Here is a 22,481-nt window from a genome sequence, read left to right on the forward strand (position 1 = left end):
ATAGCTGTTTCCCGGTAGCTAGGGTAAGTACATTAAGCGGCTGCTGTGGCAAGAACTTTTTTTCTTTTGGTAAAAGGCTTTTCTATGTATTTGAAACTTAACCAGCAAATGGCAGGTATGGCTATTATCCCGGCTGATAGTACCAGTAATTGCAGCGGCTCTGGTACAAAGCGATGCGTTAAATAATTTTTTAATATAATTAATGGTTGATGAAGTAGGTAAAGTGAATAGCTTGACAAGCCAATAGCACTTAAAATCCGCACCGGCAAACTGGAATGCGAACGAATCCACTGCTCGTTGGATACAACCCATAAGAACGGCAATGTCCATATAAGAATGTTCAATTGATCAAACACGATGGGCAAGTTATTTGGAATAATCCGTATTGCTGCAAAAGCCACTATCACCAGTAGATTAAAGGCTAAAAACCAAGGTTTTTGCAGGTGCAAACGTAAGGGTTGATCATTATCTGCAAGGTACGCACCCCAGCACCAGGCAAACCAAAGGTTGGTTATCAAAAAGCGTTTTGGGAAAGTTAGACTATCGTGGTATGAACAGATGATTATGCTTGTTACGCTTACTATAAAGGTAAATATTAATGCCGTGGTAAGCGAACCCTTTTGCCTGACCGCATAAAACAATGGATAAATTAAGTAGAAAGCGATTTCTACAGTAATAGTCCATAACACCGCATTAATGGTGTTAAAGTATGCGCTGCTAAATCCTTGAAGGGCTAACAGGTGCCATAAAAAATCACCGGTACTGGGCGACTTACCATAAGTGAAATATTGGACAGCTATGGCAAACAGTAATGCAAAGAGATACGGAGGATAAATCCGTAGAAAACGAGCTATGTAATACTCTTTTAAGGCCAGCGGTTTGTTGGCTTGCAGATATTTCAGATTTGAAAGATGAATGCAGTATCCACTAAGCAAAAAGAAAAGCGGAACCGCGTAAGTTGCACCGAAATTGTCTGTAAGCGCTACTGCCTGCCACCTCGTGTACTTGGCAAGCAACAATCCTATATGCTGATGATAATAGAACACTCCTAAAGCGGCTACAGCTCTTAAAAGATCAATGGATATCAAAGCCCCCTTTTTAATCATTGTGTAAAACAGCTTTCAACTCGTTTAAATCAACGATGATGTTGCCCCATTCAGCGTTTTGCGGCTTTGCGCCTTTCATGTAATGATAGTTAAGCTTTAACATGCGTGCGAGGGTGAAATAGCAATCGGTGCGAAAATAATCCGGAGAAAATATTTCGATCACGGTAGTACCCTCTTTGGCGAATAAGGTATTTGCCAGAGCGGCGGAATGTACACCTACCACAACAGAAGCAGCTTGCATTAGCGCGACTTGTTCTGCAATGCTTAATATATCAGGGTCTACTATCTCGAAGCCTTCCTTTTGCAGTAGAACAATGACTTCTGCTTCGTTAAGCACTTTGCGTTCGGCATTGTAACCCCTTTTTAAATATATTTTCCTACTGGTTGTAGTTGTTATGTTAGTATTTAGTAGTACTCCGCGCAAATATTTAACTGCCCAGCCAGGTGTTCGGCCTTCACTCCCCGGCAACGATGCCAGAAATAAGTTATCAAAATGCAGCTTAACATGGTTATTTACAAGTAGTATTCTTTCTTTGGATATTCCGAACAATGTTAAAATCTCCAGGAATTTTTCAGGAACCGCTGATGAAATGCAGTAGCAATCAATTTGCTCATGGACCGACTCATAGAGTTTGATTCTTGGCAGTACATCAAACAACCAGTGATAATAGTTATGGCTTTGTGGCGATACTAATACTGCACCTGTGCCCGATATTTTTTTCACGTTTGTAGAAAACGTGAAAAATGGGTGCCTGATGATAAATTTTCGAAGAGAACTTATATTAAAGTTATGCGTGAACTCAGTAAATAATTCGTTCCGGCGGCTGAGCACTAGACCATTCTTTTTGTACAAGTAACAGTCTTTAATATTATGTAAATAGCCTGGGGCAGTTTGATAGAACGAATTTGAGCTAAATTTTTGTTTATCGCTATCTTTACCGTCCGGTAGAGCGTGCGTGTGGTGCTCACTTTCTTCAAGCTGTAAATAAGAATGGTTGCGTACACTTTTGTAAACTCCGCTTTTTGCATTTTCCCGATCTATCCATTCCTTAATTGAACTAACAAGCCGGGCAGGGTAAACAAAAGGGAATTGCTTAGCAATATTTTTAAGCGAGCTAAAGTTCATTCTTGTGCCCGCCGTTTTTGTAATAGCTAAGCAGTCTTACAGCTTTCCAGCCTAATAATTTTCTCAATTGTTTGTGCAAGCCTTCCTGATACGGTAACCAGGTAGCGCCCCCCATCTCTTTTATGAAATGCTCAATTTCACCACATAGCTCGGGGTGGGAGGGATAAGCATTACTCAGCAAATGCATAGCCTGATTGGCTAGCAACTTATCTATTTTAGAATCGCTAATATGCTGTCGTTTTAATCTTATCGATCTGAACGCGCTCTGCATTGTGGAGCCTTTTTTTTGGGCACTCAGGTTGTTTTGGTGCTTGTGCCTGCGGTAGTAACATACTGAATCCTGCACGTATTTGATACCAGACGACCTCAAAACAACCCTGCAAAAGAACTCGCCATCGTCATCGACTGTCAGCATTGTATTCCATAACCCAGCATCGTCAACTACGGAACGGGGCACTAGCCAGCTATGCTGCGGGATCATCCCGCCTGCAAAAGTTTTGTCGTTGCCACCGTATAAGTCGAAAAGCAGGTCCGCACCTCTTTGATAGTCGGCAGACAGATAGCTTTCAGGTTGATTGGTTAGCTTATCGTCATTGCTGATAAAATTGATGTGTTGCCCATATGCTATTGTTCCCATCATGTGCTTTATACGGTTAATTTGGAGCTCTATTTTATCGACTGCCAGCAGATCATCCGCGTCCAAAAACTGAATGTAATCACCAGTGGCAACTGACAGCCCTGTATTTCGTGAAAAGCTCGCACCGGTGTTAGCTTCTTTTAACAGTTGTATAGCGCTGCCAAAATTCGCAGCTATGTTATAGGTATTGTCAACAGAATTATTATCGACTACGATCACCTCTTTATTCAGCCAAGTTTGAGCAAGTGCACTTTCAATGGTTTCGCGCAAGTATTCAGCAGCGTTATAAGCCGGAATAATTATCGATACTTTAGGCCTCAACATCATTAAAGATCTCAGCCCATTTTTCCTGCGATGTATGCACGGTATTTTGCTTTAACCACGGTGCACTCAGATATTTTAAATAAAGTTCAGGGTTGTTATCCAGTTCTATTATGCTATCGATCACTGCAGAGAAGTCCGGTTTACGGTATTTCTTTTCACGGGCGTACGACTTCAATTTTCTTTTAATGCGGTGGACAGGGCCACTTAAAAACTGCGGGCGAATATCTTCAAAATCCATTTGGCCCCAGCTTGAAAGCTTGGAGTTGATCCAGTCCTTCCGCATGTACTCGGTAATGTTAAGGAAGCTTGCTGTGTTAAATATCTCACCAACGTAAGGGTCTCCACAGTAAACAGCCATACTGTCGGAGCGCATCGCGTCGTAAAGTTTTTCTGTTTGATAACCTGGGTAAACGTCATTTTCAAAGGCAATGGTAAACTTGTATTCACCTAAAAATCGGCGCTTACGTTCCCACATGCTCCCGGTGTACTTTTCATCAATGCTGCCCATATTGTTCATGGATTTCCCCGGGGCATCAACTTTTTTGTATTTAGACAGTTGCTTAAAGAATTCCTCGCGGTAGGGTACCCGATGTGAATACAGAAAATTACAGAAGCCGGTTTTTTGTGATAATATCTTTTCTGCGTTGTAATTAGCCGGTTTAAGCAGGTCTTCTGGCCGGGTACCATGCCATTGAATACGTGTATATTTGCTGTTCTTCACCTCCTCTTCCCTTGGAACACCAAACGCATACTCGCAGATAGAAAGATCAGGCTTTATGTTTTCACAATAATACCCTATGCGTTTATAATTGCCCTTTGGAGGCAGGTCATTACCATAAGGGCCGAATATAACAAAGTCCGGATGTACTGCTTCTTCAAAATCAAAGAGTTTGGTAACTCCATTAACGTCAAATACATCACGTTTAAAATCGCTGAAGTTAAGGCCGTTTTGAAATCGTAGCTTTATCAAACGATTCATGTTCCGGAGATAAATTCAAAGCTATCCTGCATGTTGCAATCATCTATGTACAGGTAATAGCTATTGTAGATTTCTTTAAGAGTATCAGCGTTTAGTGCGGCTTGTTGCGAAGCGCTTTGTGTTTTACCATAAAGCTTCTTGCCCGCGAAAATCTTGAGTTTAGACCAGTTGCTTATCTCCGCACCGTCACCGGCGTAGTTATACATCAGCATGCCTAATTTCCCCTGATCTTGAATTAATTGTTGGTTCTTTTGAAAAGTTACCGATTGTTCATGCGCTACGCTTAACGCGTTGCAGCCTGTATAATAGATGATTCTGGCTTTAAGATAACTAATGCGCAACGAATACTCCCAGTCCATCATAACAAAGGCGGTGTTATATAATCCTACATAGGCCAAAGCGCTTCGCCGGATCAGCATGTGCACGTCGCCAAAGGTAAAGGATGGTACGTCGCCTTGCTGCCATTTGCTGAATTGCGGCAGGCGGCTGTACTTATCTATTCGCACCGGATCGGTAAGTGATGAGCCAAGGTCATTAGAGATCACGACATCCACTTCCGAATGTTGCAGCATATAAGCTTTGCATTGGCGAATGGCGGCGTAACAGAATACATCGTCGTCTATTATTTTCTTGATGATCTCGCCACGAGCCATCAACATTGCTTTGTTCCACCCGTGTGCCTGATTTTTGTCCGACTCGGATATAAACTGCTGTATACGGCCGTCAGCATACAATCCTTGCAGGTATTCTTTGCTGCCATCGATACTGTTGCCATCTACTACCACAATCTCTTCCCCGGGTTTCAGATTACTCATCAACCGTTCCAGGGTAATACGGAGGAACGGCAGGCGGTTACGGGTTGCAATAATGTAAGACAGCGCGATCAATCTATTTTAATGTAGTTCTTTTGGTAATACTTTCTTTTTGAAGCAAAGAATACATCTGAAAAGAACTGCCGTGCGGATTTTTTCAGGTCCATTATATAAATGCCTAGTTTGTACTTGCTGCTTAATGCATTCACTTTTTGCACATCAAGGGCGTTAAGGCTGTCTGTTCCCGGGTATTGTTCGTTTATAGTTTTATTTATACTTTCTAGCCTTGCGAGGTATGGTTTATAAACCTTTTCTATTACGTCGGCTGGTAAATTATATCCGCCTAAAAACCACCTGCCGTTGGAAAGGTATTTAAGGTCGTGAAAGTGGTAGAACACCAACTTGTGACCATTTACCTGTAGGTTGCCGTTGTTTTCCGTATAGGTATAATTAAGTGCGTTCCAAGGGGCAAGGCCGGCTTCGGCATTGCGGCAGATATATACGCCATTAAACATATAAGGCCAGCTATCCAGGTATTTTTGATCGCCCATCTTGCCGTCTTCGTACCGGGCATAACACCAGTTTAGGCATGCTTGCAGCCACCAGTTTAATACGATATTACCGTCAACTGTATTTTTGAAACTGACAAATTGAACACAGTATATGCCCGCTGCGGCACTTTGGTCATATATAGGATGGTAGTTATGGGGTGTAATCAATACTGAATTTTCGCCCATATCCTTGATCAGCGTCGTTGGGTCCGAGTAGAAGTAAAGGTCTGCGTCCAGGTAAGTGCAATGATCAAGGTTGTAGTTATCTAAGCAATATCTCACGGTTGCCGGGGTGCATGTCCAGCAGTATTCGGCAATGGAGCGACCCTGCTTTACAGCCAGCAGTTCATTGCTCTCCAGTTGATCCAGGCTGATTACAGTTGCATCGGGGTACGCCAGCTCTGTTAATATTCGATACGTTTTAGCATCAAAAGCAACAATATATAAGTGAAAGGAAGCGCATTGCTGCTGTAGCGATTCATACAGCGCAATACCTTTAGCTAGGTACGCGGTATTGAACAATGTGCAAAAATTAAGCTTCATTCAGTTGAAATAAAAAGCCCCTCCAATAGAGCTGTGTACCGTCATCAGCTTTCGTAGCATAATCTATATGGCTGTCAAAGTCAGCAATAAGTTGATACTGTTTTTTAAAAGTAGATGTGAATTCCTCCTCATTAAAGAACCAGCAGGGATATGATGCCTGGTAAATGCTCGATGGTACGTTTTGTATGGTCAGGCGCTGTTCGTTACCAGCTATAAATGATGTGCGGTCTACCAAAACATACTTGATGTTATAAGACAGGAGCGTAGCTATAAAGCTGAATGGATCCGACAGATATTGCAGCACGCTGGACAGCAGCAATACGTTTGCCTTGTTGTTTTGCAGTGCCTCGTCAATGGAGTATGCGAAATTTAATACTCCATCTGCTACATCCGCACTGCCGAGGTCCACGTAAGCAGATTGCTCTACTACCGTCCATTGCAGCTTAGCACCCATTGGCGCTATGGCTTTAAACTGAAAATAGCTGGAACCTAAGGCACCTCCGAAGTCTATCACGTTTAGCTTGTTGCCGTTCTCTGCGGTTGCTTTTAGCAGACCGGCGATTACCGGCCAGCTATAAGGGACTTTATCAAACAATACCGAATCGCGCTCACCGGCCGCCTCGCCGTTCTTCACCTTTAGTATGGCCGCTTTTGTTTTTTGTAGGATGGAAGCATCGTCATATCCGGATGTTTCTTTTTGCGCTTCTTCCCAGTTTTTGTAATTACCGGCCCATGTTACTGAACTTCCCTTGCGTGGGCCTGCTTTCCTGTACAAACTGCTAAGTCCCGGTGGGATGAGTTGTTTTACCTGTTCGCGAATGGCTTGTTTTGCCTTTGCTTTTTGGGACGGTAAGGTAATCTCACGATATCCCTCTATCATTTTTTGCGTGATAGATTCATTTTCTGCAACAAGGAGTTTATTCACCTTTACAGGCGCTTCGGCAAACTTTATCTTACCAGTATACCGGTCGTTCCCGCCGTGGGTAGCACCCTTGCCGAAGCCAATGTTTTTAGTAACCGAATATTTTGGATACAAGCTTAGTTTATTTTCCAGGTAGGCCACTGCCTGCCAGCGTATAGCCCATGAGTTGATATTGCCTTGTATCTGGTCAATCAGCATGTCTTCAAAGCGGTAAGCACCGTAGAGGTTGAATTTACTTATAAGCCCTTGCTCCCTAAGCTGATTTAAGAGTTTTTGAGGGTTAGGCTCAAATAGCTGCCACCTGTCGGCCCAGCTCGCCCAGCCCCAGCAATCGGGTATAGGTACAAAAAACGTGTCACTTACGGCATCGTCAGTAGCGAAAAAGTTGAGCGCCCCAATGCTCAACACATTTTGCTCTTCACGGTAAGTTGTAAGTGCATCATTCATAAAGCGCAGGAAGTACCTGGAAGTGATCAGATCATCTTCCAAGACGATTACAGCGCCATGTTTATTTACCACCTGGGTAACACCGGAAATAACAGAACCCGCCAATCCCTTGTTGGCGACAGACTCGGTGATGAAAACTTCCCCGCACCATTGCTTCTCCCTTATAACTTTGCGTGTTTCTTCAATATTCTTTAGTGCTTCCGCATCCGCGTCATGCTTCGGCCCATCAGCAAAAATGTACAGGGTCGAATCATTTGCAAGCTCGTTAGCTGCCAATGCAGTCAGCACCTTGCGGGTGTGTTCAGGGCGGCCATAAACAAAAAGAACAATCGGGGCTAACGATATCAAATTTTAAGGCAATTATTGTCCCTGTAAAATATGCTGGTGCACTTTAGATAGGTCACACCAGGGGCCAATCCCCAAAAATCCAGCTGCTTAAATCCGACAGCTTTTAGGTGATCTGTACCCTCGATATACTCTGCTCTTTCTGAATCGTCCAACACAATAATTCCGTTCTCTGTTAAGGCAGGGATGCTGTTCTTGCAGCAATTTACACGGTCGCGTCCGTCTACTATAACAACATCATATTTCTTTTCAGTTTCCAGTGCGTAACGGCTATACCTGCCGCCTGCTTCCATCTCGCAATAAAAAATATTAACATTTACAGGCATGGTGTTCCTGATCTTTTCGTACCAATGCCGGTCGTTCTCTACGCTGTCTACCTGTGCAACTCTCTTGCTGTAGTAGAGGGTAGAGTTGCCGCTTCCAAATTCAAAAAGCGCAAAGGTTTCCTGCAGCCTTGGCGTTATAAAGTGAATGAATGGGTAAGTAACCCAGGGGAGTGGCTGGCCGGTAACATCTATAATGGCGTTGTTCGCTATAGAGTTTACCCAACCAATATCATGCAGGTAGCCGTCCCGTTTAAAGCCGAGTAGCGCATGGTCCTCCGGTTCACCAAGCAGGAATAGAAGTTTCTGGCGCCCGAAAGTAGCTGTAAGTATGCTGGCAAGCAATTTTCTCAAGAACTGCTTCATGCGGTTATCCAGTTTATAGGTTGATTATAGGAGATTCCTGTAGGATACTCTTGATCAGTGTTATATCCGAGCCAGTTTTTAGGGGCGTATACCACTTTGCCCGGTTTGTTGTTGAGCCAGGCCCCCCACCAACTGAATGAACTTCCGGATAGTACACAAACATCCGCATTCATCAGAAATTGCAGGTCCGTAATTTCGTTATGAGTGGAGATGTATTTGTTCTTCACAAATGCAAATTCCTTTTCTACAAAGCCGGGATCATCGCTAATAAAGACGTGCTGCATGTTATTATCGGCTATATGGCTTAAAGCTTTTTTATAGTAGCTGATTGGAAGCGCCATATTCAATTCGGTGTAGTCGCCCCGCCTGATATGTATAACAGCTTTTGGCCCGGCTTTAAGTCCTGATAATATCCGTTCAAACTCCTGCCGGTATGAGGGTTTAATTGTTAGCAATTGTTTCACGTCCGCCTTCACTTCCTCAAAGTATTGTTCCGATTGAAAGTAACCCTTATACATTCTTTTATCTTGCAGTTTTTCTATAGCAACTGCGGGTTCCTCGTTGTTGCCAATTACCATTTGCTGGCTGTTGAGGAAGACGGAATTTAACAAACGATAAAAACGCCTTTTAAGATGAAACAGGAAGATGTTCTTAAATCCTGTGATGGCAAACAGGCCTTCGTCAAGCGGCCGTAAGGCATCATGCTTAAGGTTGAAATACTGAGCCGGGATAAACTCTGCCACACTTTTATCCAGGTAGAACCTAACGTTAAGTCTGCGGGCTGTTGCATAAATAAATGCGTATTGAAATAACTGATTGCCAAGTCGTCCTTCCAGTTCCACAGCAATCATTTTGTTAAGGTCCTTTTAATTTTATTTATGCCGCGGTGCAACAATGTTGGTTTGGGGTAAATACGCTTTACTATTTTCTTATGCAGCTTTTTGTAGAAGGCGGCTTTTTCGTCTTTATCTACCAGCTTCAGCGGTTTTTTACTGCGGGTGTGAAACCAGGTGTACCTGCCTTTACCCAGCATATATTTCAAAAAATCTTCATCAATCCTGTCGAAGAAAGGGGTGAGCCCATACGTAGCTTTTACAGATACCGACCAGAGGTTCGCCTCGGCATCGCGCATCCAGTAAGAGTTCTCATAATCCAGCCTGTGGTAGTAGAACGAATTTTTAAGCACCACGGCTTTGGCACCGGCTATGGCTTGCCGCGCACCAAAGGTCCAGGTATCCAGCGCGCCGGTACCTTCTGCATACCCGCCGGCTTTTATCCAGCTTTCTTTAGTGAACAGGTAGTTGCCATGCTGTCCGGGTGTGTTTTCGCCACCAAGGTAACCGTTGATGTCGAACACCCCTTCGGGCAGCGACCATACGTATTCCGGTTTATTAATATCAGTAAGGAAAAAGTGCTGGTACTGAAACGAAGCTACATCGGCACCGGTCTCTGCCAGGTACTGCTTTAATGCCGCAATGGAATCCGGCGCAAGTACATTATCGGCATCAAGACAAAACAGGAGATCGTTGGCCGAGTTCTCTACAGCAGTATTGCGTGCAGCGGCACCGCCTTTGTTCCTTTTATGTTCGTAAACCTGTATGGCGGGGTATTTTGATTTTAATGTAAGCAGTACTTCGGCAGTGTTATCCGTAGCAGAGTCGTTTACAATAATCAGTTCATCGCCCTCAGCAAAGTTGGTCTCCATTATTGAACTGACCGATTCCGCTATTGTAGCAGCACAGTTATAAGCGGGGATGAAAAATGAAATGTTAGACACCAACTGTTCTTGTTTTGTACCTGCTGATGATCTTTTGTTCAAAGTATTTATAGCTGAGGTGCGCAAGTCCCACCAATATGATCATGTACAAGATAAAAAGAAATATGTGCACCAATGGGTTTTCTGTTAGCTTGAACCATCCGCCAAAGAATACACCACCAGTCATAAAAATGGCAATAAGCGGATTATGGAACAGGTATATGCCATAGGATATTTTGCCCAGGTAGGCTATTGGTTTTGACTGCAGGATAGCCGGAAATAATGGTTTTTTAATAACCGCTGGTGCAACCAGGCAAACCGCCAAAATATTGACAAGGGTATACTGGTAGGCGGCACGGATGTTGATTAGGAAATGTGGCGTCTTTTCGTCAAACCAAAAGCCCGGGAAGTCATACCCAAAGCTTTTTCCCTCTACAAGAAAATACCCGGCTTTCCTTAGAAAATACAAACACGTTAGCCCAACACCTAACCAAACAAACGCTGCTATAAGGAAGTTGCGATGAGGGTGTTGTAACGCAAAAGGAAATATAGCAAGCGCTGCGCCCATAGCCAGTGCATCGGCCTGGCATAGGGTGTTGGTGTACAGCAATTCACCAAGCCAGTATTTGTCAGTTACCATGCCTACTCCATAGATAGCAGTCCACAGCCGTATAAGCGGGCATAAAACAATTAAGCCTAAAATTATTTTCTTCAGCGTGGCGATGCTGGTAAAGTAAACAACAAAAGGGAAGACAAGGTAGAACTGCTCTTCCAGCGATAGCGACCATAGATGACCAAAGAACTGGTTAGATGTATCATCCCAGTGGAAAAAATACCGCAGGTTAAGGCGTATATTATAGGTGTAAGTAAGGTAGCTGGGCCAGGCATTTTTAAGTGCGTTAATACCTGAGCCAATAATTTCGTTACCTGCTAACTGTGGTATGGTATAGCGGACAATAAAAAGAACGGCAGCGGTAACGGCAATAAAAAGATAATATACCGGGAATATGCGCAGCATGCGTTTATAAAAGAAATTACCGATGTACTGTTTAAAAGGCCTCGGCTTTTCGTTCACTAATATGCGCGTTATTAGAAAGCCTGACAGCACAAAGAAAATATTGACACCAATCCAACCAAATTTTAATGAAAGGGAATTGTTTGGCCAATGGGTCATGATCACCAGTATGGCAGCTACAGCGCGTATGCCATCCAGTCCTGGCAAGTAATCTGACTTTTTAAGCGAGGCGCTCAAGTTCTTTTATCACGTATTTGCACCATTGCTGGTAGTAGAGTTCATTCTTCCAGTGCTGGTAAGCCTTGCGCCCTTTTTCCAAAGCTTCTGTTTTGTTAATGGACGTGAGGATATTATCCAGTTCATCAACGTTGGCTGCGTAGTAGCTTATCTCGTCCCAGGGAATAAAATTTTTAAAGGGACGTACATCTGCATCGCCAACAAGGCAGGGCGCTGTGCCTAACTGCATCGCCTCAAAAAACCGGTACGAATTACAGCTGGTTCCTCTTGGGCACAACGCTATGTACGACGCCATGGTGTTCAGGTTATAATTCATGGCCCAAAACCAGCGTTTGTAAAACCTGGTAGGCAGGCTTCCGCCAACAATAACATCGCTGCTGCCCGTGTATCTTTCTTTCATTTGTACCCTGATAGGGTGCGTGTCAAACGACCCGTTAAAACTTGCTAAGTAAGTTTTTGACGGCATGATGAACGGCTTACGATGCGGACTGCAAAGTATCGGTACATCTATACCTGCGTTTATGGTCCGTGCGGCGGTAAATTCCGTTGCTTTGCAAAGGTTAACCAATGTGCCGCCATCGAACTGGGTTATAGTGAAGGTGCGCTTGTCATCTATAATGACATTGTTCACTGCCGACTGTAATTCTGCCAAGCCTTCGCCATGCGCCGCGAAATTGTGGTTGATGTGCCAGCGCGTCCAATACACCGGCAGGTAGTGCCATGTAGCCTCAGCAGGGTCGGGGGTGAGCAGGTGTTTTTGTTTGCTCAGCCAAATTTCAAAGTCCTGTTCTATGCCGTAATCACGGTTGTGCGACGGGTATTTTAACCGTTGATGATCGGGCTGTAAAAACGCAGGCGCATCAAGAATATAGACTTTCAAAAAAGTGTGGTTTCTGAAGGTTTTGGTATGGCTTTCAACCCAGAAAAGTGCGTTTCCCACCTGTATTCGGCAGATTTATAAGGCCCTTGTTGTTAAAATCAAAGTTTTCGCTCCAGGCTTCCAGGATTTCAAAAGCACTGATATCCGGAATGTAAAACCACTCCAGGTTTTCGATGGTGAGGTTTTTAAAATTAGAGTTGTGTCCCCCAACCGCGAGGGTGTACCCACCCGGGCGCAGGAAGAAAGCCGGTATCCTGATGGTCGACTGGTACGTGCCCGGTTCAATTGCCCGGCCAATTTCCAGATCGTGTGTGGTGAGCACTGTTGTACCCTCTTTAAACACGTTAATTGAAATCCTGAATTCTTTTAACAGCTTGGTACACTCGTAATTAACTTTGATAAGTACCTCATCATGTGGCATTAACAGAGCATCAATTGGGGTCTCATTTACAGTAAGCGATGTTACTTTTATGGTGTCCTTCAATGTGCCGATGGCCTTAATGCCCGATCTGTCGGTAATGGCGCTGCTCATGTAAGTTTTAACAGTTGCCTCAGTAGAGCCAATAAACATGATTTTGCCGTTGTTGAGTAGCATACTGGTGTTGCATAGCTGTAGTATGCTGCCCATGTTGTGAGAAACAAATAGCACCGTACGGCCCTCTCCGCGGCTTACATCACCCATCTTTCCAAGGCATTTTTTCTGAAATTCCGCGTCGCCTACTGCAAGTACCTCATCAATCACCAGTATCTCTGATTCAAGGTGAGCGGCTACAGCAAATGCCAGGCGCACGTACATTCCTGATGAGTAACGTTTTACAGGTGTATCTATATAGCGCTCAACACCTGCAAAGTCTACTATCTCGTCAAACTTTCGCTTGATCTCGGCTTTACGCATACCCAGTATAGCACCGTTGAGGTATATGTTCTCCCTTCCGCTTAATTCGGGATGAAAGCCCGTGCCTACCTCAAGTAAGCTGGCTACTCTTCCTTTTACCTTTACCGTACCAGTAGTGGGAGAGGTGATGCGGCTTAATATTTTTAGCAAGGTGCTCTTACCAGCCCCATTACGGCCGATAATGCCTACAGCATCCCCTTGTTCTATGTTAAAGTTCAGATCTTTAAGGCTCCACACCATATCGCTTTGACCTTTGGTGGTGCGGTCGTTTACTTCTCCAATTTTAAGAAAGGGATCATCTTTACCTCGAATACGCGCCCAATAACGCTCCAGATCACGCGATATGGTGCCTGTACCAAATGTACCCAGTTGATATGCTTTAGATAAGTTTTTGACCTTTATTACCGGAGGCATTTATGAGAATAGTTAGGTTAACGAGCTAACAAGGTTTGCAGCTTTTTTCTATACGCGTCTTCGCTGAAGTATTGCAGGCATTTCTGCTGCAATGCCTTTCGCTCGTTGGTATTCAGCGGATTTGAAAGATATTTTGAAATCTCTAATTCTAATTCTTCGGGGTTATCGGGATTTATGGCTATACCTAGCTCCCCATTCCGGACGGCATCTACGCTGCCATCTGCATTGCCGCAAATTACAGGCAGGCCGCAGGCAAGTGCTTCTATAAATACTATTCCAAATCCTTCTTTCTTGCTGGGCAGCACAAACAGATCTGCAAGCAGGAAATGGTCTGCCAGCTCACGCTCATCAATAAAGCCGGTAAGTATAACATTATCCATAACACCGTGCTCTGCAATAAGGTCCTTTACCCGCTGCCCTTCTTTTTGGTCGTACTTGCCTGAAAGAATGTATCTAACATCAGGGAACTTCGCCTTTAACTTACCTATAGTGGCAATCAAAGTATCGTAACCTTTATATTTTTCACTGGATGCCAGGCGGGTTAGCGTAAATACAACTGGTGTTTGCTTGTTAATGCGATATCGGCCAAGTAGGTTTTGGGGTTTAGAAATCTCTTTAGGGATGTTTATAAAAGAGTCTATAGCATTGTTGAGAACAACACACTTCAACGGATCAACGTTATGCCGTTTTATCATTTCGTTTTGTGTGTACTCGCTTACACTAACAATTTTATCACAGTATTTAAGAAATAATTTGCGTTGGGCAGAAAACGGCCGCCAAACTTCAATACCATGTGCAATAAGCCAGACATCGGCTTTAGGCTTAAAAATTTTAATCAACAAGCCAATTATTGCAAAGTTTACGTGACTGAGGATAAGCGTATCACCATTGTTTACGGTTGATAGAATACTTAAAATAAAGCCAAATTTATTTTTTTGAAATCCCCTGAAGTTTTCTGCCTTTATGTATTGTTGCTGCAGGTCGTAATCAGAATCATAAAGGGATAGTAGCCTTAACTTCCATCCTTTTTCTACGCAGATTTGCTGAAGGGAGTGCGCCATCGTACGTGTCATTTTTTGTATGCCACCGGTGGCGCAGAAAGTTTGCAGGCTTAATAAGATCACTTTCTTAGACATTAGCTTGTACCTGGTAAAGCGCAAATGCTTGTGACCAATGAGTTTTACCTGATTTAAAACCTTCTATTGTTGTCTTAGCAAAGCTTCCTTTGTATCTCCCGGTGTTAACCACATCCGGATTGTTTTTCATCCATTGCTGAAGCGGAAAAGTAAAGCCCATTTTGGGCCTGTTCCACACAGCTTGAGGCAAGATGTCTTTAAAACTATCAATTAACAGCTGTTTTGGCCGGCCTTTTTCAAATCGTATCGCCGGGTCAATATTGGATGTGAAAGCCTGTAAATCTTCGTCTAAAAACGGAACTCTTACTTCAAGCCCATGGCACATGCTCATTACATCAGTATCGCGTAGTAGCTGATTTTGCATGTACATGTTTGTTTCGTACCAGGCGGCATGTAGTTTATCGTAATTTCCGGATCGTGAATTAGTATTCTGATCAAAGAGGATCTGACTTACCTCAGCCTGATTTATATTCAATATCAGCGCTATATCACTGATGGTGTAAAGTCCGCGTAAGAAAAGGTAATCTGCTGCCGAATGATCATAAGCAAGATATGACAACCGTTTAAAATTGCCAATGCTAAGGCGACTCGTTTTTAGCAACAGTGAGGCTTGAAATCGTCTTAATTGCTTAATGAAACGAATTCTTTTGAACGATGGGTACCCTCCAAAAAGTTCATCCGCCCCAATACCTGATAGTACAGCCTTTAAACCGGTATCATGGGCATATTTGCTTATGAACCAGCTATTTATACCATCAGTAGTAGGCATATCCATAGCGGTAAGTATATCGGGGAAATGCTTGCTGAAATCTTTTTCGGTTACCAGGTGCGTGTTGTTATTACCGGCTATTTTTTTCAGTACTGCATTTTGATACTTCCGTTCGTTGTATTGTTTTTCATTAAAGAAAATGGAGATCGTTTTAAGCTGTTCACCCCCTTCTTCATTGGCCAGCAATGACAGGATAGATGAGTCTATTCCACCGCTCAGGAAAACACCGATTGGGGCGTCTGATAATAATTGTCTTTTTACCGAAGCATTAAGCAATTGCCGTATACCATCTTCTGCGTCGTTGATAGTTGAAATCTGGTCGCTAATTACTTCACACGTATATTTCTCAAGTTTAACAATTCCGTTTTTGTTCCTGCACAAGTAATGTCCTTTGGGCAAGCTGTATACGTCTTTCAGTGTGGTTTGTGGCTCAGGAATATGGCCGTAAGCTAACAATAAAACAGGCCAAACCGTATTTGGTTGTGTGGCAATGCCTGCAGCTTTAAACGCTTTGATCTCTGATGCAAATGCAAGGCGCTGCCTATTTGATGAGTAATACAGTGGTTTTACACCACTGGAATCGCGTACAAGGTAGGTCTCAAATTTCACCGAATCGTACAGGGCAAAAGCAAAAATTCCTCGTAGTTTATTGAATCCGGATGTTCCCCATTTACAATAAACTTGTATTAGTACTTCTGTGTCTGTTTGTGTATTAAAGGTTACTCCCGACCGTTCCAGATTTGCCCTTAACTCGCGATAATTGTATATTTCGCCATTAAATGTAATCCAAACCCTATTATGCGGGTCTGTCATAGGTTGATGGCCATTTTTGCTTAAATCAATAATAGACAGCCTTCGGTGCCCGAAAGCCAAGCCTGCGCTCTCATCTTCATATATCCCCTCATCGTCCGGACCGCCATGCTGCATAGTATTACACATAGCCGTCACAGAAGCCCTTATTTGCGACTGATTAAGCCCTTCAGCTATTAGTCCTGCTATCCTGCACATGTTTGCGGTTTCTCCATAGCTTCGCCCCGTAAGTCACACTATGTATTAGTAACTTATTGAAATTCAATTAGTTAAAACTAATTGAATAGTATTTCAAAAACAGCTATAGCCTGTTAATAAAAGCGGCCGCAACATTAACTATAATGGAGCAGCCAATACCTTCTAACCGTAATAATAACTGTTTTTGCGAACGGTAGGATATAATTTCGCCGGTTAAGCCTTTTAAAGGCCCGGCCTTTACTTTAATTTTTTCCCCAGGCTGTAAATCCTCTTCAGTTATTTCCAGGTCCAGAGAGCTTGCCATTAATAACTTAAGTTCCTCTATTTGCCTGTCGGGCATAGTTGCTACTTTGCCTGAGAAATAGATAAACCTCGCAATGCCGCGGCTCATCAAAACATCGGCTTGGTGGTTATTGGTTATCCGCACAAAGATGTAGGATTTTAAAAGTGGCTCCTCTACCCACTTCTTTCTGTCGCTCCATTGTTTCAACTTCTTTTGCAGCGGCAGGTAAGCCTCTATTCCCTTATCTACCAGAGCGCTGAAAGCTTTTTTCTCGGCCCTAGGATGTGTGTATACCGGGTACCATTTCAACACGCCCGCATCGGTATTTATAGCCATATGGTAAAGAAGATCTACTTAAACCAGTGTTTAAAGTCCCACCACTTCTTTTTCTCGTCATCCACATAATAGCCGGATGCCTGGTACCCGCTGCTATAGTCTGAGTAATAATAGTACCTGGTACTATAATCACCTGTAAATTTGGTTGTGTAGTATCTCGAATGCAATAAATCTTCTTCGAAGGCATTTAAAACTATCACGGTATTATCTAAGTGGTACTCCTGTGCTATCCGTTGTGGTACAGTAGCAGCGTAGTATTTTGACTTACCCGAACGAATAACAAAGATGTTTATATCACTGATTCTTATAATTGGTATCGCGTCAGACACCAGGCCAATAGGTGCTGTGTCTACCATTATCACATCGTACCTGGTTTTAAGCAGATCGATCATGTCTCTCAGTTGTTGAGTATGCAAGAGTTCTGACGGATTTGGCGGAACCGGGCCCGACACAATGAAATCAAGATTATCCTGCTCCGAATGTAGGATGATCTCGTCCAGTGTAGTTTGATGTGAAAGGTAATTACTTAATCCCTTTTCATTGGGTACCTTAAAGGTTTTGTGCAGTTTGGAACGCCTCAGATCGGCACCTATCAATATTACCTTTTTATCAATTAATGAAAGTGTGCTTGCCAGGTTGGTTGCCACAAAAGACTTGCCCTCTCCTGCCACTTCTGACGTAATACAGATAACTTTACTGTCTTTTTCCGCAGCAATAAAGTTTAAGTTGGTTCTTACTGACCGCACAGATTCAGCAAATATCGACTTTGGGCGATTTATGGCTAGAACCTGGATGTTGTCTTCATCTAACGTAGACGGGAATTTTCTTATAACACCAATAATAGGAATGGTTGTGAGGCTTTCTATAGTCTCCTTATCGTATATGTATGGATTTAACACTCGGATAAGAACAATGAGCCCTAACCCAACTGCCAATCCGAAGATGATGGCTGTGCGATGTATATCATGCTCGTTAGGCGATACCGGTGAGTAGTTCGGCTGCGCTTGTTCAATTATAGTTGCACCCGGTAAGATGCCGGAACGGCTGATCTGGGCTTCCAGCTTCTTTTCGGATAAAAAGGAGTAAACCTTTTCGTTTATCTCAAAATCACGGCGGAGGCTTACCAAGTCGCGTTCTGCACCGGGTAGCACGGATATTTGCTGGTTTACCTGGCCCAGTTGCGATGCTATAAAATCAAGATTTCTTTTAACAGTATTATAAGCAGAGTTTAAGCTGTTTATAGCAGTATTCTTTACCTGCAGAATTGCCTTGTTTATATCTTGTACCGGTTGTGAATTATAATTATACGTTTTCAGGAGGTCGGTACGCTGGTTAAGCAAACCATCAAGCTTGCTAATTAACGTTAGCAAATTGGGATCAACCTGTCCGCTTCCTGCGTCGAAGTTGAGGTTTACATTGTTCTTCTCTTTACTGATGTTTTCCTTGGTCTCGTTTATGGCCAGTAATTGAAGCTTAAGTACAGCTTGTTGCGACTCCAGGTCTTTAGCCTTGTCCAGCGCTGCGTCAGCGGCGGCGCTTACTTCCATTAGCCTGTTCTTTTGCTTAAAGGATTGGATGGATTTTTCTGAGCCTTTTACTTCACTTGACAAATACTTTAGCTGATCATCTATAAAGTTGATCATTTGCGAAGCTGACTGCGTTTTACGGTTGCGATCGTATATAAGGTACTCCTTCATTACCGCATTCAGTACATCTGCAGCGAATTGCGGATTAGCATCAGTCATCTGTACGGAAAGGATGTTAGAGTTCTTTACTGTTTCGCTTGCACGTAATCCACCGCGAACCCGACCTACAAAGTCCTCAGGCGCATTAAATTTAAACAGCAGCACCGAGTTTTTATTGATGTTATCCGGATACTTTATACTAAATGTAGTTGGCCCAACCGTTACCGGCGTATTATAATTGTAATTGGCAGATGCCTCTTTCCCGTTGAGCTTGTAATTTAAGTTGTATGATGTACGATTTACAGGCTTAAACGTAATAATATCTCTGAAGAAGTTGAGACTGTCAAACTGTATCTTATCTATTGTAAGCGGTTTTTGGGGGTAAAGCTCGCTGGTGCGCACACGCCCTTCTACGTAAAAGCTTACGGGGTAGTTCAAATCGGTAACAGCATTCAGGATCACGTCATGACTTTGCAGTACAGATGTCTCGCTTTGTATTCTTGACTGCCCCCTGTCAGAAGCCGAAACCACATTTGCCAGGTCGCCTATTTCAGATTTACGGTCCTCCAGTTTCATGGTGCCGGCGGTAGAATAAATTTTAGGCGTATACCATAGGTACACGTAAGACCATATGGTAAAAACCGCCAAAGATCCCACCACCCAGTACCAACGGCTTATAAGTATCCTGCCAATTTTAAAGTAGTCTATTTCCTGGTTAGGCAGTCGTTGCGTTATATTATTGGTCTCTTCCATTTATTGCCGGCTCAGCGAATAGATAATTAAAGCTGTACTTAGTAATAAGGTAACTGGCTGCGCGTAAGTATTTATATTCTGCAATTTATCGCTGCGTATTGCGCGTTTATTTTGTGCAATGTAAATGATATCGCCATTTTGTAATATCGCTCTTGGGTCTGATATGGAGCGTATATCGCTAAGGTCTATTTCGGTAACGCTTTTGTTTGTACCCGTTCCTCGTATAATCTTGACATTTTTCTCATTCGCGCTTTTAGTCAGTCCACCGGCCTGGCCAATCATTTCCACCAAAGTGGTATTATCTTTTAATAACGGGAAGTTTCCTTGGGCCACGCTCTCACCAAAAATGGTTACCTTAAGATTAGTAATCTTAAGCTCAATAATAGGATCTTTTAAAAGTTCCTTACGATAAAGGCTTTCAATTTTACGGGTAGCCTCTACGCGGGTAAGGCCACTTACTGCTATATGCCCAATTGCTGGTAGCGCAACCGTTCCGTCTTCATCAACTTCAAACGTTTGGCCCTGGCCTGCGGTGCCGCTACCTGATACGCCAGACGAGCTTTGGGCCACATCGTCTACTATATACTTTATGTTTTGAAGGTTCCTTATTTGTAAAATGTCTCGGGGTTGTATACGATAGGTACTCTTAACAGGAAAGTTGCTTGCAGCAGATGTGTCGCGTAAAACAGTAGTAGCACCTTTGTTTTCAAACAAAGCCTGACTTTGCCGGTAAGAGCAGGAGACACAAAAAAATAGTACAGATAAAACGTAAAAAGAATATCTAAAACGCATAAAGCTTGCTGCTAGTTATGAGTCAGCGAATTCAAAAATACGTTTTTACGGTTGAAAAATTTAATTTTAACCGTGCATCAAATAAAGATTACCGTTGTTACCGTTTGTTTTAACGCCGAAGATACTGTTGAGCGTGCTATTAAGTCCGTTTTGGTTCAGCGGTATCCAAATATCGAATATATCATCATAGATGGTGCTTCTACTGATGGTACCATGGCTATTGTAAACCGATACAGCGAGCATATCAGCATTGTGGTATCTGAGCCGGACGGTGGTATATACGACGCCATGAACAAGGGGATTGCACTGGCGACTGGCGATGTTATAGGAATGCTAAATGCCGACGATGTTTTTGCTGATGGAAATGTTCTCGCAGATATAGCTCATACATTTGAAAACACTTATTCAGATGCCATTTATGCGGATTTAACTTATTTGAAACTTAATGGCGAAGTTTTTCGTAAATGGAAATCCGGAGAATACGTCCAAGGGTTGTTTAACAAAGGATGGATGCCGCCGCATCCCACTTTCTATTGCAAAAGACAGCTTTATTCTATTTATGGTAATTACGATCAGCGTTTTGGGTCAGCAGCGGATTATGAATTAATGCTGCGGTTTGTTCATTTAAAGCAAATAAGTATTACATATATACCAAGGGTATTTATCTATATGTTGGTAGGGGGCATTAGTAACGCTTCATTGCTGCAACGATTGAAAGTGTTGGTATTGGATTATAAAGCAATGACTAGAAACAAGCTGAGATACAGCTTGTTGGCTTTAGTTCTTAAAAGAACAACAAAACTGCGGCAATTTTTTTAAATCCAAATTAATATAATTATATTTGCGATGAAACAGAGATATAACAAGATCCCCTAACTTTTATATTTTATGCCCGAATATTTTAATATTCATTATTTATACTATCTCTGTATAGTAGTGTTTTCAATTCTGACAACATTACTCTCCATCCCATCAATTTTACATGTTGCACGCACCCGTCACCTTTATGATGATGTTGGCCATTTCCGCAAGCAGCATGACCATGGTATACCCAGGCTTGGAGGGGTAGCTATTTTTGCCAGCTTTAATCTTACACTGCTTATTTTCAGCATGGTTGATAAAAGCGTTCCGCTAACCTATATCCTTACGTCAAGTATCATCCTTTTTGCAATGGGCTTGAAGGACGATCTATCCGGTGTTAATCCCAGCACAAAATTCGTTATCCAGTTTTTCGTAGGTGCCCTGTTGGTGTTGCTTGGCGATATCCGCTTAACCAGCCTTTACGGCGTTTTTGGGGTATATGACCTCAGCTACTTCGAAAGCGCCGCCATATCTATATTGTTTATCATGCTCATCGTTAATGCATTCAATCTTATAGATGGCATAGACGGACTTGCCGGCACTACCTGTGTAATAGTAAACGGAACGTTTACTATCCTCTTTGTCTACATGAAGCATTACGAACTGGCAGCCATTTCCCTCGCAATTGTTGGGGCAGTAATTGGTTTTCTCCGGTTCAATATTACGCCCGCTAAAATATTCATGGGCGATACGGGCTCATTGCTCATCGGTTTGATATCGGCTGTAATGGCGCTACAGTTTATAGAGGCCAATAAATTTACCGCTAATAATTCCCCTGCTATATATTCTGCCCCTGCAGTTGCTTTCGCTATTCTTATCGGGCCTATTTTTGATACTTTGAGAGTGTTTATCTTACGCATTGCTAAGGGTACATCTCCTTTCGGTGCCGATCGCAACCACATTCACCATCGTATGCTTAGGCTTGGGTTTAACCATTTGCAAACTACCTTTATATTGGCATGCATTAATATTATTACCATAGTAATGGTGCTGAGGTTTAGTTTCATTGGCAACTTTGCTTTAATGGGCGTAATATTTGGCATCTCGCTGTTATTTAACTGGGGCATTACCTTTTGCCTGCGTTGCCGCGAAAGGGAACGCTTTACTATCCGCTTTTTGTTCGCCTAAGCTCTATAAGCTATTCTAATCTATATTTTCTAATTTTGCATCCTGATTTTAA

The 22,481-nt window shown here is 42.9% G+C and carries 20 protein-coding genes; 2 read left to right on the plus strand and 18 right to left on the minus strand.

The features are described from left to right. Positions 1–32: 32 nt before the first annotated feature. From AC59GT_RS03575 to AC59GT_RS03660, 18 genes are all read right to left on the minus strand, one after another. Positions 33–1,106 carry an acyltransferase family protein gene (locus AC59GT_RS03575; protein ID WP_497236353.1) on the minus strand — a complete coding sequence of 358 codons (1,074 nt, stop codon included), beginning with the start codon at positions 1,104–1,106 and terminating at the stop codon, positions 33–35. Continuing rightward, on the minus strand, positions 1,099–2,232 hold the full coding sequence (locus AC59GT_RS03580) for a glycosyltransferase family 61 protein (protein ID WP_497236354.1): 1,134 nt from the start codon (positions 2,230–2,232) through the stop codon (positions 1,099–1,101). The genes AC59GT_RS03575 and AC59GT_RS03580 overlap by 8 nt, the downstream gene beginning before the upstream one ends. Continuing rightward, positions 2,222–3,196 carry a glycosyltransferase family 2 protein gene (locus AC59GT_RS03585; protein ID WP_497236355.1) on the minus strand — a complete coding sequence of 325 codons (975 nt, stop codon included), beginning with the start codon at positions 3,194–3,196 and terminating at the stop codon, positions 2,222–2,224. The genes AC59GT_RS03580 and AC59GT_RS03585 overlap by 11 nt, the downstream gene beginning before the upstream one ends. Beyond that, complete coding sequence (locus AC59GT_RS03590) at positions 3,180–4,172, minus strand: glycosyltransferase family 10 domain-containing protein (RefSeq protein ID WP_497236356.1); 993 nt, start codon at positions 4,170–4,172, stop codon at positions 3,180–3,182. Before AC59GT_RS03590 ends, AC59GT_RS03585 begins: the two co-directional genes overlap by 17 nt. Continuing rightward, positions 4,169–5,059 (minus strand): glycosyltransferase, encoded by an 891-nt coding sequence (locus AC59GT_RS03595; protein ID WP_497236357.1) that lies wholly within the window; start codon positions 5,057–5,059, stop codon positions 4,169–4,171. Before AC59GT_RS03595 ends, AC59GT_RS03590 begins: the two co-directional genes overlap by 4 nt. Next, entirely contained in the window at positions 5,056–6,078 is a 1,023-nt protein-coding gene (locus AC59GT_RS03600) for a glycosyl transferase (RefSeq protein ID WP_497236358.1), read from the minus strand. The genes AC59GT_RS03595 and AC59GT_RS03600 overlap by 4 nt, the downstream gene beginning before the upstream one ends. Beyond that, positions 6,068–7,795 carry a methyltransferase, TIGR04325 family gene (locus tag AC59GT_RS03605; protein ID WP_497236359.1) on the minus strand — a complete coding sequence of 576 codons (1,728 nt, stop codon included), beginning with the start codon at positions 7,793–7,795 and terminating at the stop codon, positions 6,068–6,070. Before AC59GT_RS03605 ends, AC59GT_RS03600 begins: the two co-directional genes overlap by 11 nt. Continuing rightward, positions 7,792–8,481 carry an FkbM family methyltransferase gene (locus AC59GT_RS03610; RefSeq protein ID WP_497236360.1) on the minus strand — a complete coding sequence of 230 codons (690 nt, stop codon included), beginning with the start codon at positions 8,479–8,481 and terminating at the stop codon, positions 7,792–7,794. Before AC59GT_RS03610 ends, AC59GT_RS03605 begins: the two co-directional genes overlap by 4 nt. Further along, positions 8,478–9,332, minus strand: a complete 855-nt coding sequence (locus AC59GT_RS03615) for an alpha-1,2-fucosyltransferase (protein WP_497236361.1) — start codon at positions 9,330–9,332, stop codon at positions 8,478–8,480. The genes AC59GT_RS03610 and AC59GT_RS03615 overlap by 4 nt, the downstream gene beginning before the upstream one ends. Beyond that, positions 9,329–10,300, minus strand: coding sequence for a glycosyltransferase family 2 protein (locus AC59GT_RS03620; RefSeq protein WP_497236362.1), 972 nt, complete (start codon positions 10,298–10,300; stop codon positions 9,329–9,331). The genes AC59GT_RS03615 and AC59GT_RS03620 overlap by 4 nt, the downstream gene beginning before the upstream one ends. Beyond that, positions 10,251–11,489 (minus strand): acyltransferase family protein, encoded by a 1,239-nt coding sequence (locus AC59GT_RS03625; RefSeq protein WP_497236363.1) that lies wholly within the window; start codon positions 11,487–11,489, stop codon positions 10,251–10,253. The genes AC59GT_RS03620 and AC59GT_RS03625 overlap by 50 nt, the downstream gene beginning before the upstream one ends. Next, positions 11,473–12,369 (minus strand): exostosin domain-containing protein, encoded by an 897-nt coding sequence (locus tag AC59GT_RS03630; protein ID WP_497236364.1) that lies wholly within the window; start codon positions 12,367–12,369, stop codon positions 11,473–11,475. The genes AC59GT_RS03625 and AC59GT_RS03630 overlap by 17 nt, the downstream gene beginning before the upstream one ends. Before the next feature lie 34 nt (positions 12,370–12,403). Next, complete coding sequence (locus tag AC59GT_RS03635) at positions 12,404–13,678, minus strand: ABC transporter ATP-binding protein (protein WP_497236365.1); 1,275 nt, start codon at positions 13,676–13,678, stop codon at positions 12,404–12,406. 17 nt (positions 13,679–13,695) lie between these two features. Further along, positions 13,696–14,814, minus strand: coding sequence for a glycosyltransferase family 4 protein (locus AC59GT_RS03640; protein WP_497236366.1), 1,119 nt, complete (start codon positions 14,812–14,814; stop codon positions 13,696–13,698). Next, entirely contained in the window at positions 14,807–16,591 is a 1,785-nt protein-coding gene (asnB, locus tag AC59GT_RS03645; RefSeq protein ID WP_497236367.1) for an asparagine synthase (glutamine-hydrolyzing), read from the minus strand. Before asnB ends, AC59GT_RS03640 begins: the two co-directional genes overlap by 8 nt. A gap of 103 nt (positions 16,592–16,694) precedes the next feature. Next, positions 16,695–17,210 carry a UpxY family transcription antiterminator gene (locus tag AC59GT_RS03650; protein WP_497236368.1) on the minus strand — a complete coding sequence of 172 codons (516 nt, stop codon included), beginning with the start codon at positions 17,208–17,210 and terminating at the stop codon, positions 16,695–16,697. A gap of 14 nt (positions 17,211–17,224) precedes the next feature. Further along, positions 17,225–19,648: a GumC family protein gene (locus AC59GT_RS03655; RefSeq protein ID WP_497236369.1), complete on the minus strand. Its 2,424-nt coding sequence runs from the start codon at positions 19,646–19,648 to the stop codon at positions 17,225–17,227. Further along, positions 19,649–20,440 carry a polysaccharide biosynthesis/export family protein gene (locus AC59GT_RS03660; RefSeq protein WP_497236370.1) on the minus strand — a complete coding sequence of 264 codons (792 nt, stop codon included), beginning with the start codon at positions 20,438–20,440 and terminating at the stop codon, positions 19,649–19,651. It abuts the gene before it with no gap. A 51-nt stretch (positions 20,441–20,491) separates the two neighbouring features. Here AC59GT_RS03660 and AC59GT_RS03665 point away from each other — a divergent pair, with 51 nt between their 5' ends. Both AC59GT_RS03665 and AC59GT_RS03670 read left to right on the plus strand, forming a co-directional pair. Then, on the plus strand, positions 20,492–21,259 hold the full coding sequence (locus AC59GT_RS03665; protein ID WP_497236371.1) for a glycosyltransferase family 2 protein: 768 nt from the start codon (positions 20,492–20,494) through the stop codon (positions 21,257–21,259). Positions 21,260–21,376: 117 nt separating this feature from the next. Next, the gene (locus AC59GT_RS03670; RefSeq protein WP_497236372.1) at positions 21,377–22,429 is read left to right on the plus strand and encodes an MraY family glycosyltransferase; all 1,053 of its coding nucleotides are present in this window, start codon (positions 21,377–21,379) and stop codon (positions 22,427–22,429) included. Positions 22,430–22,481: the final 52 nt, after the last annotated feature.

The organism is Mucilaginibacter sp. 320_HR (genome assembly GCF_059691875.1).

What these genes read in the sequence shown, in the direction of transcription:
- AC59GT_RS03615 (WP_497236361.1), bottom strand. Translation starts at nt 9,332, where the DNA reads ATGATTGCTGTGGAACTGGAAGGACGACTTGGCAATCAGTTATTTCAA.
- AC59GT_RS03655 (WP_497236369.1), bottom strand. Translation starts at nt 19,648, where the DNA reads ATGGAAGAGACCAATAATATAACGCAACGACTGCCTAACCAGGAAATA.
- AC59GT_RS03650 (WP_497236368.1), bottom strand. Translation starts at nt 17,210, where the DNA reads ATGGCTATAAATACCGATGCGGGCGTGTTGAAATGGTACCCGGTATAC.
- asnB (WP_497236367.1), bottom strand. Translation starts at nt 16,591, where the DNA reads ATGTGCAGGATAGCAGGACTAATAGCTGAAGGGCTTAATCAGTCGCAA.
- AC59GT_RS03610 (WP_497236360.1), bottom strand. Translation starts at nt 8,481, where the DNA reads ATGAAGCAGTTCTTGAGAAAATTGCTTGCCAGCATACTTACAGCTACT.
- AC59GT_RS03640 (WP_497236366.1), bottom strand. Translation starts at nt 14,814, where the DNA reads ATGTCTAAGAAAGTGATCTTATTAAGCCTGCAAACTTTCTGCGCCACC.
- AC59GT_RS03590 (WP_497236356.1), bottom strand. Translation starts at nt 4,172, where the DNA reads ATGAATCGTTTGATAAAGCTACGATTTCAAAACGGCCTTAACTTCAGC.
- AC59GT_RS03575 (WP_497236353.1), bottom strand. Translation starts at nt 1,106, where the DNA reads ATGATTAAAAAGGGGGCTTTGATATCCATTGATCTTTTAAGAGCTGTA.
- AC59GT_RS03635 (WP_497236365.1), bottom strand. Translation starts at nt 13,678, where the DNA reads ATGCCTCCGGTAATAAAGGTCAAAAACTTATCTAAAGCATATCAACTG.
- AC59GT_RS03660 (WP_497236370.1), bottom strand. Translation starts at nt 20,440, where the DNA reads ATGCGTTTTAGATATTCTTTTTACGTTTTATCTGTACTATTTTTTTGT.
- AC59GT_RS03585 (WP_497236355.1), bottom strand. Translation starts at nt 3,196, where the DNA reads ATGATGTTGAGGCCTAAAGTATCGATAATTATTCCGGCTTATAACGCT.
- AC59GT_RS03600 (WP_497236358.1), bottom strand. Translation starts at nt 6,078, where the DNA reads ATGAAGCTTAATTTTTGCACATTGTTCAATACCGCGTACCTAGCTAAA.
- AC59GT_RS03580 (WP_497236354.1), bottom strand. Translation starts at nt 2,232, where the DNA reads ATGAACTTTAGCTCGCTTAAAAATATTGCTAAGCAATTCCCTTTTGTT.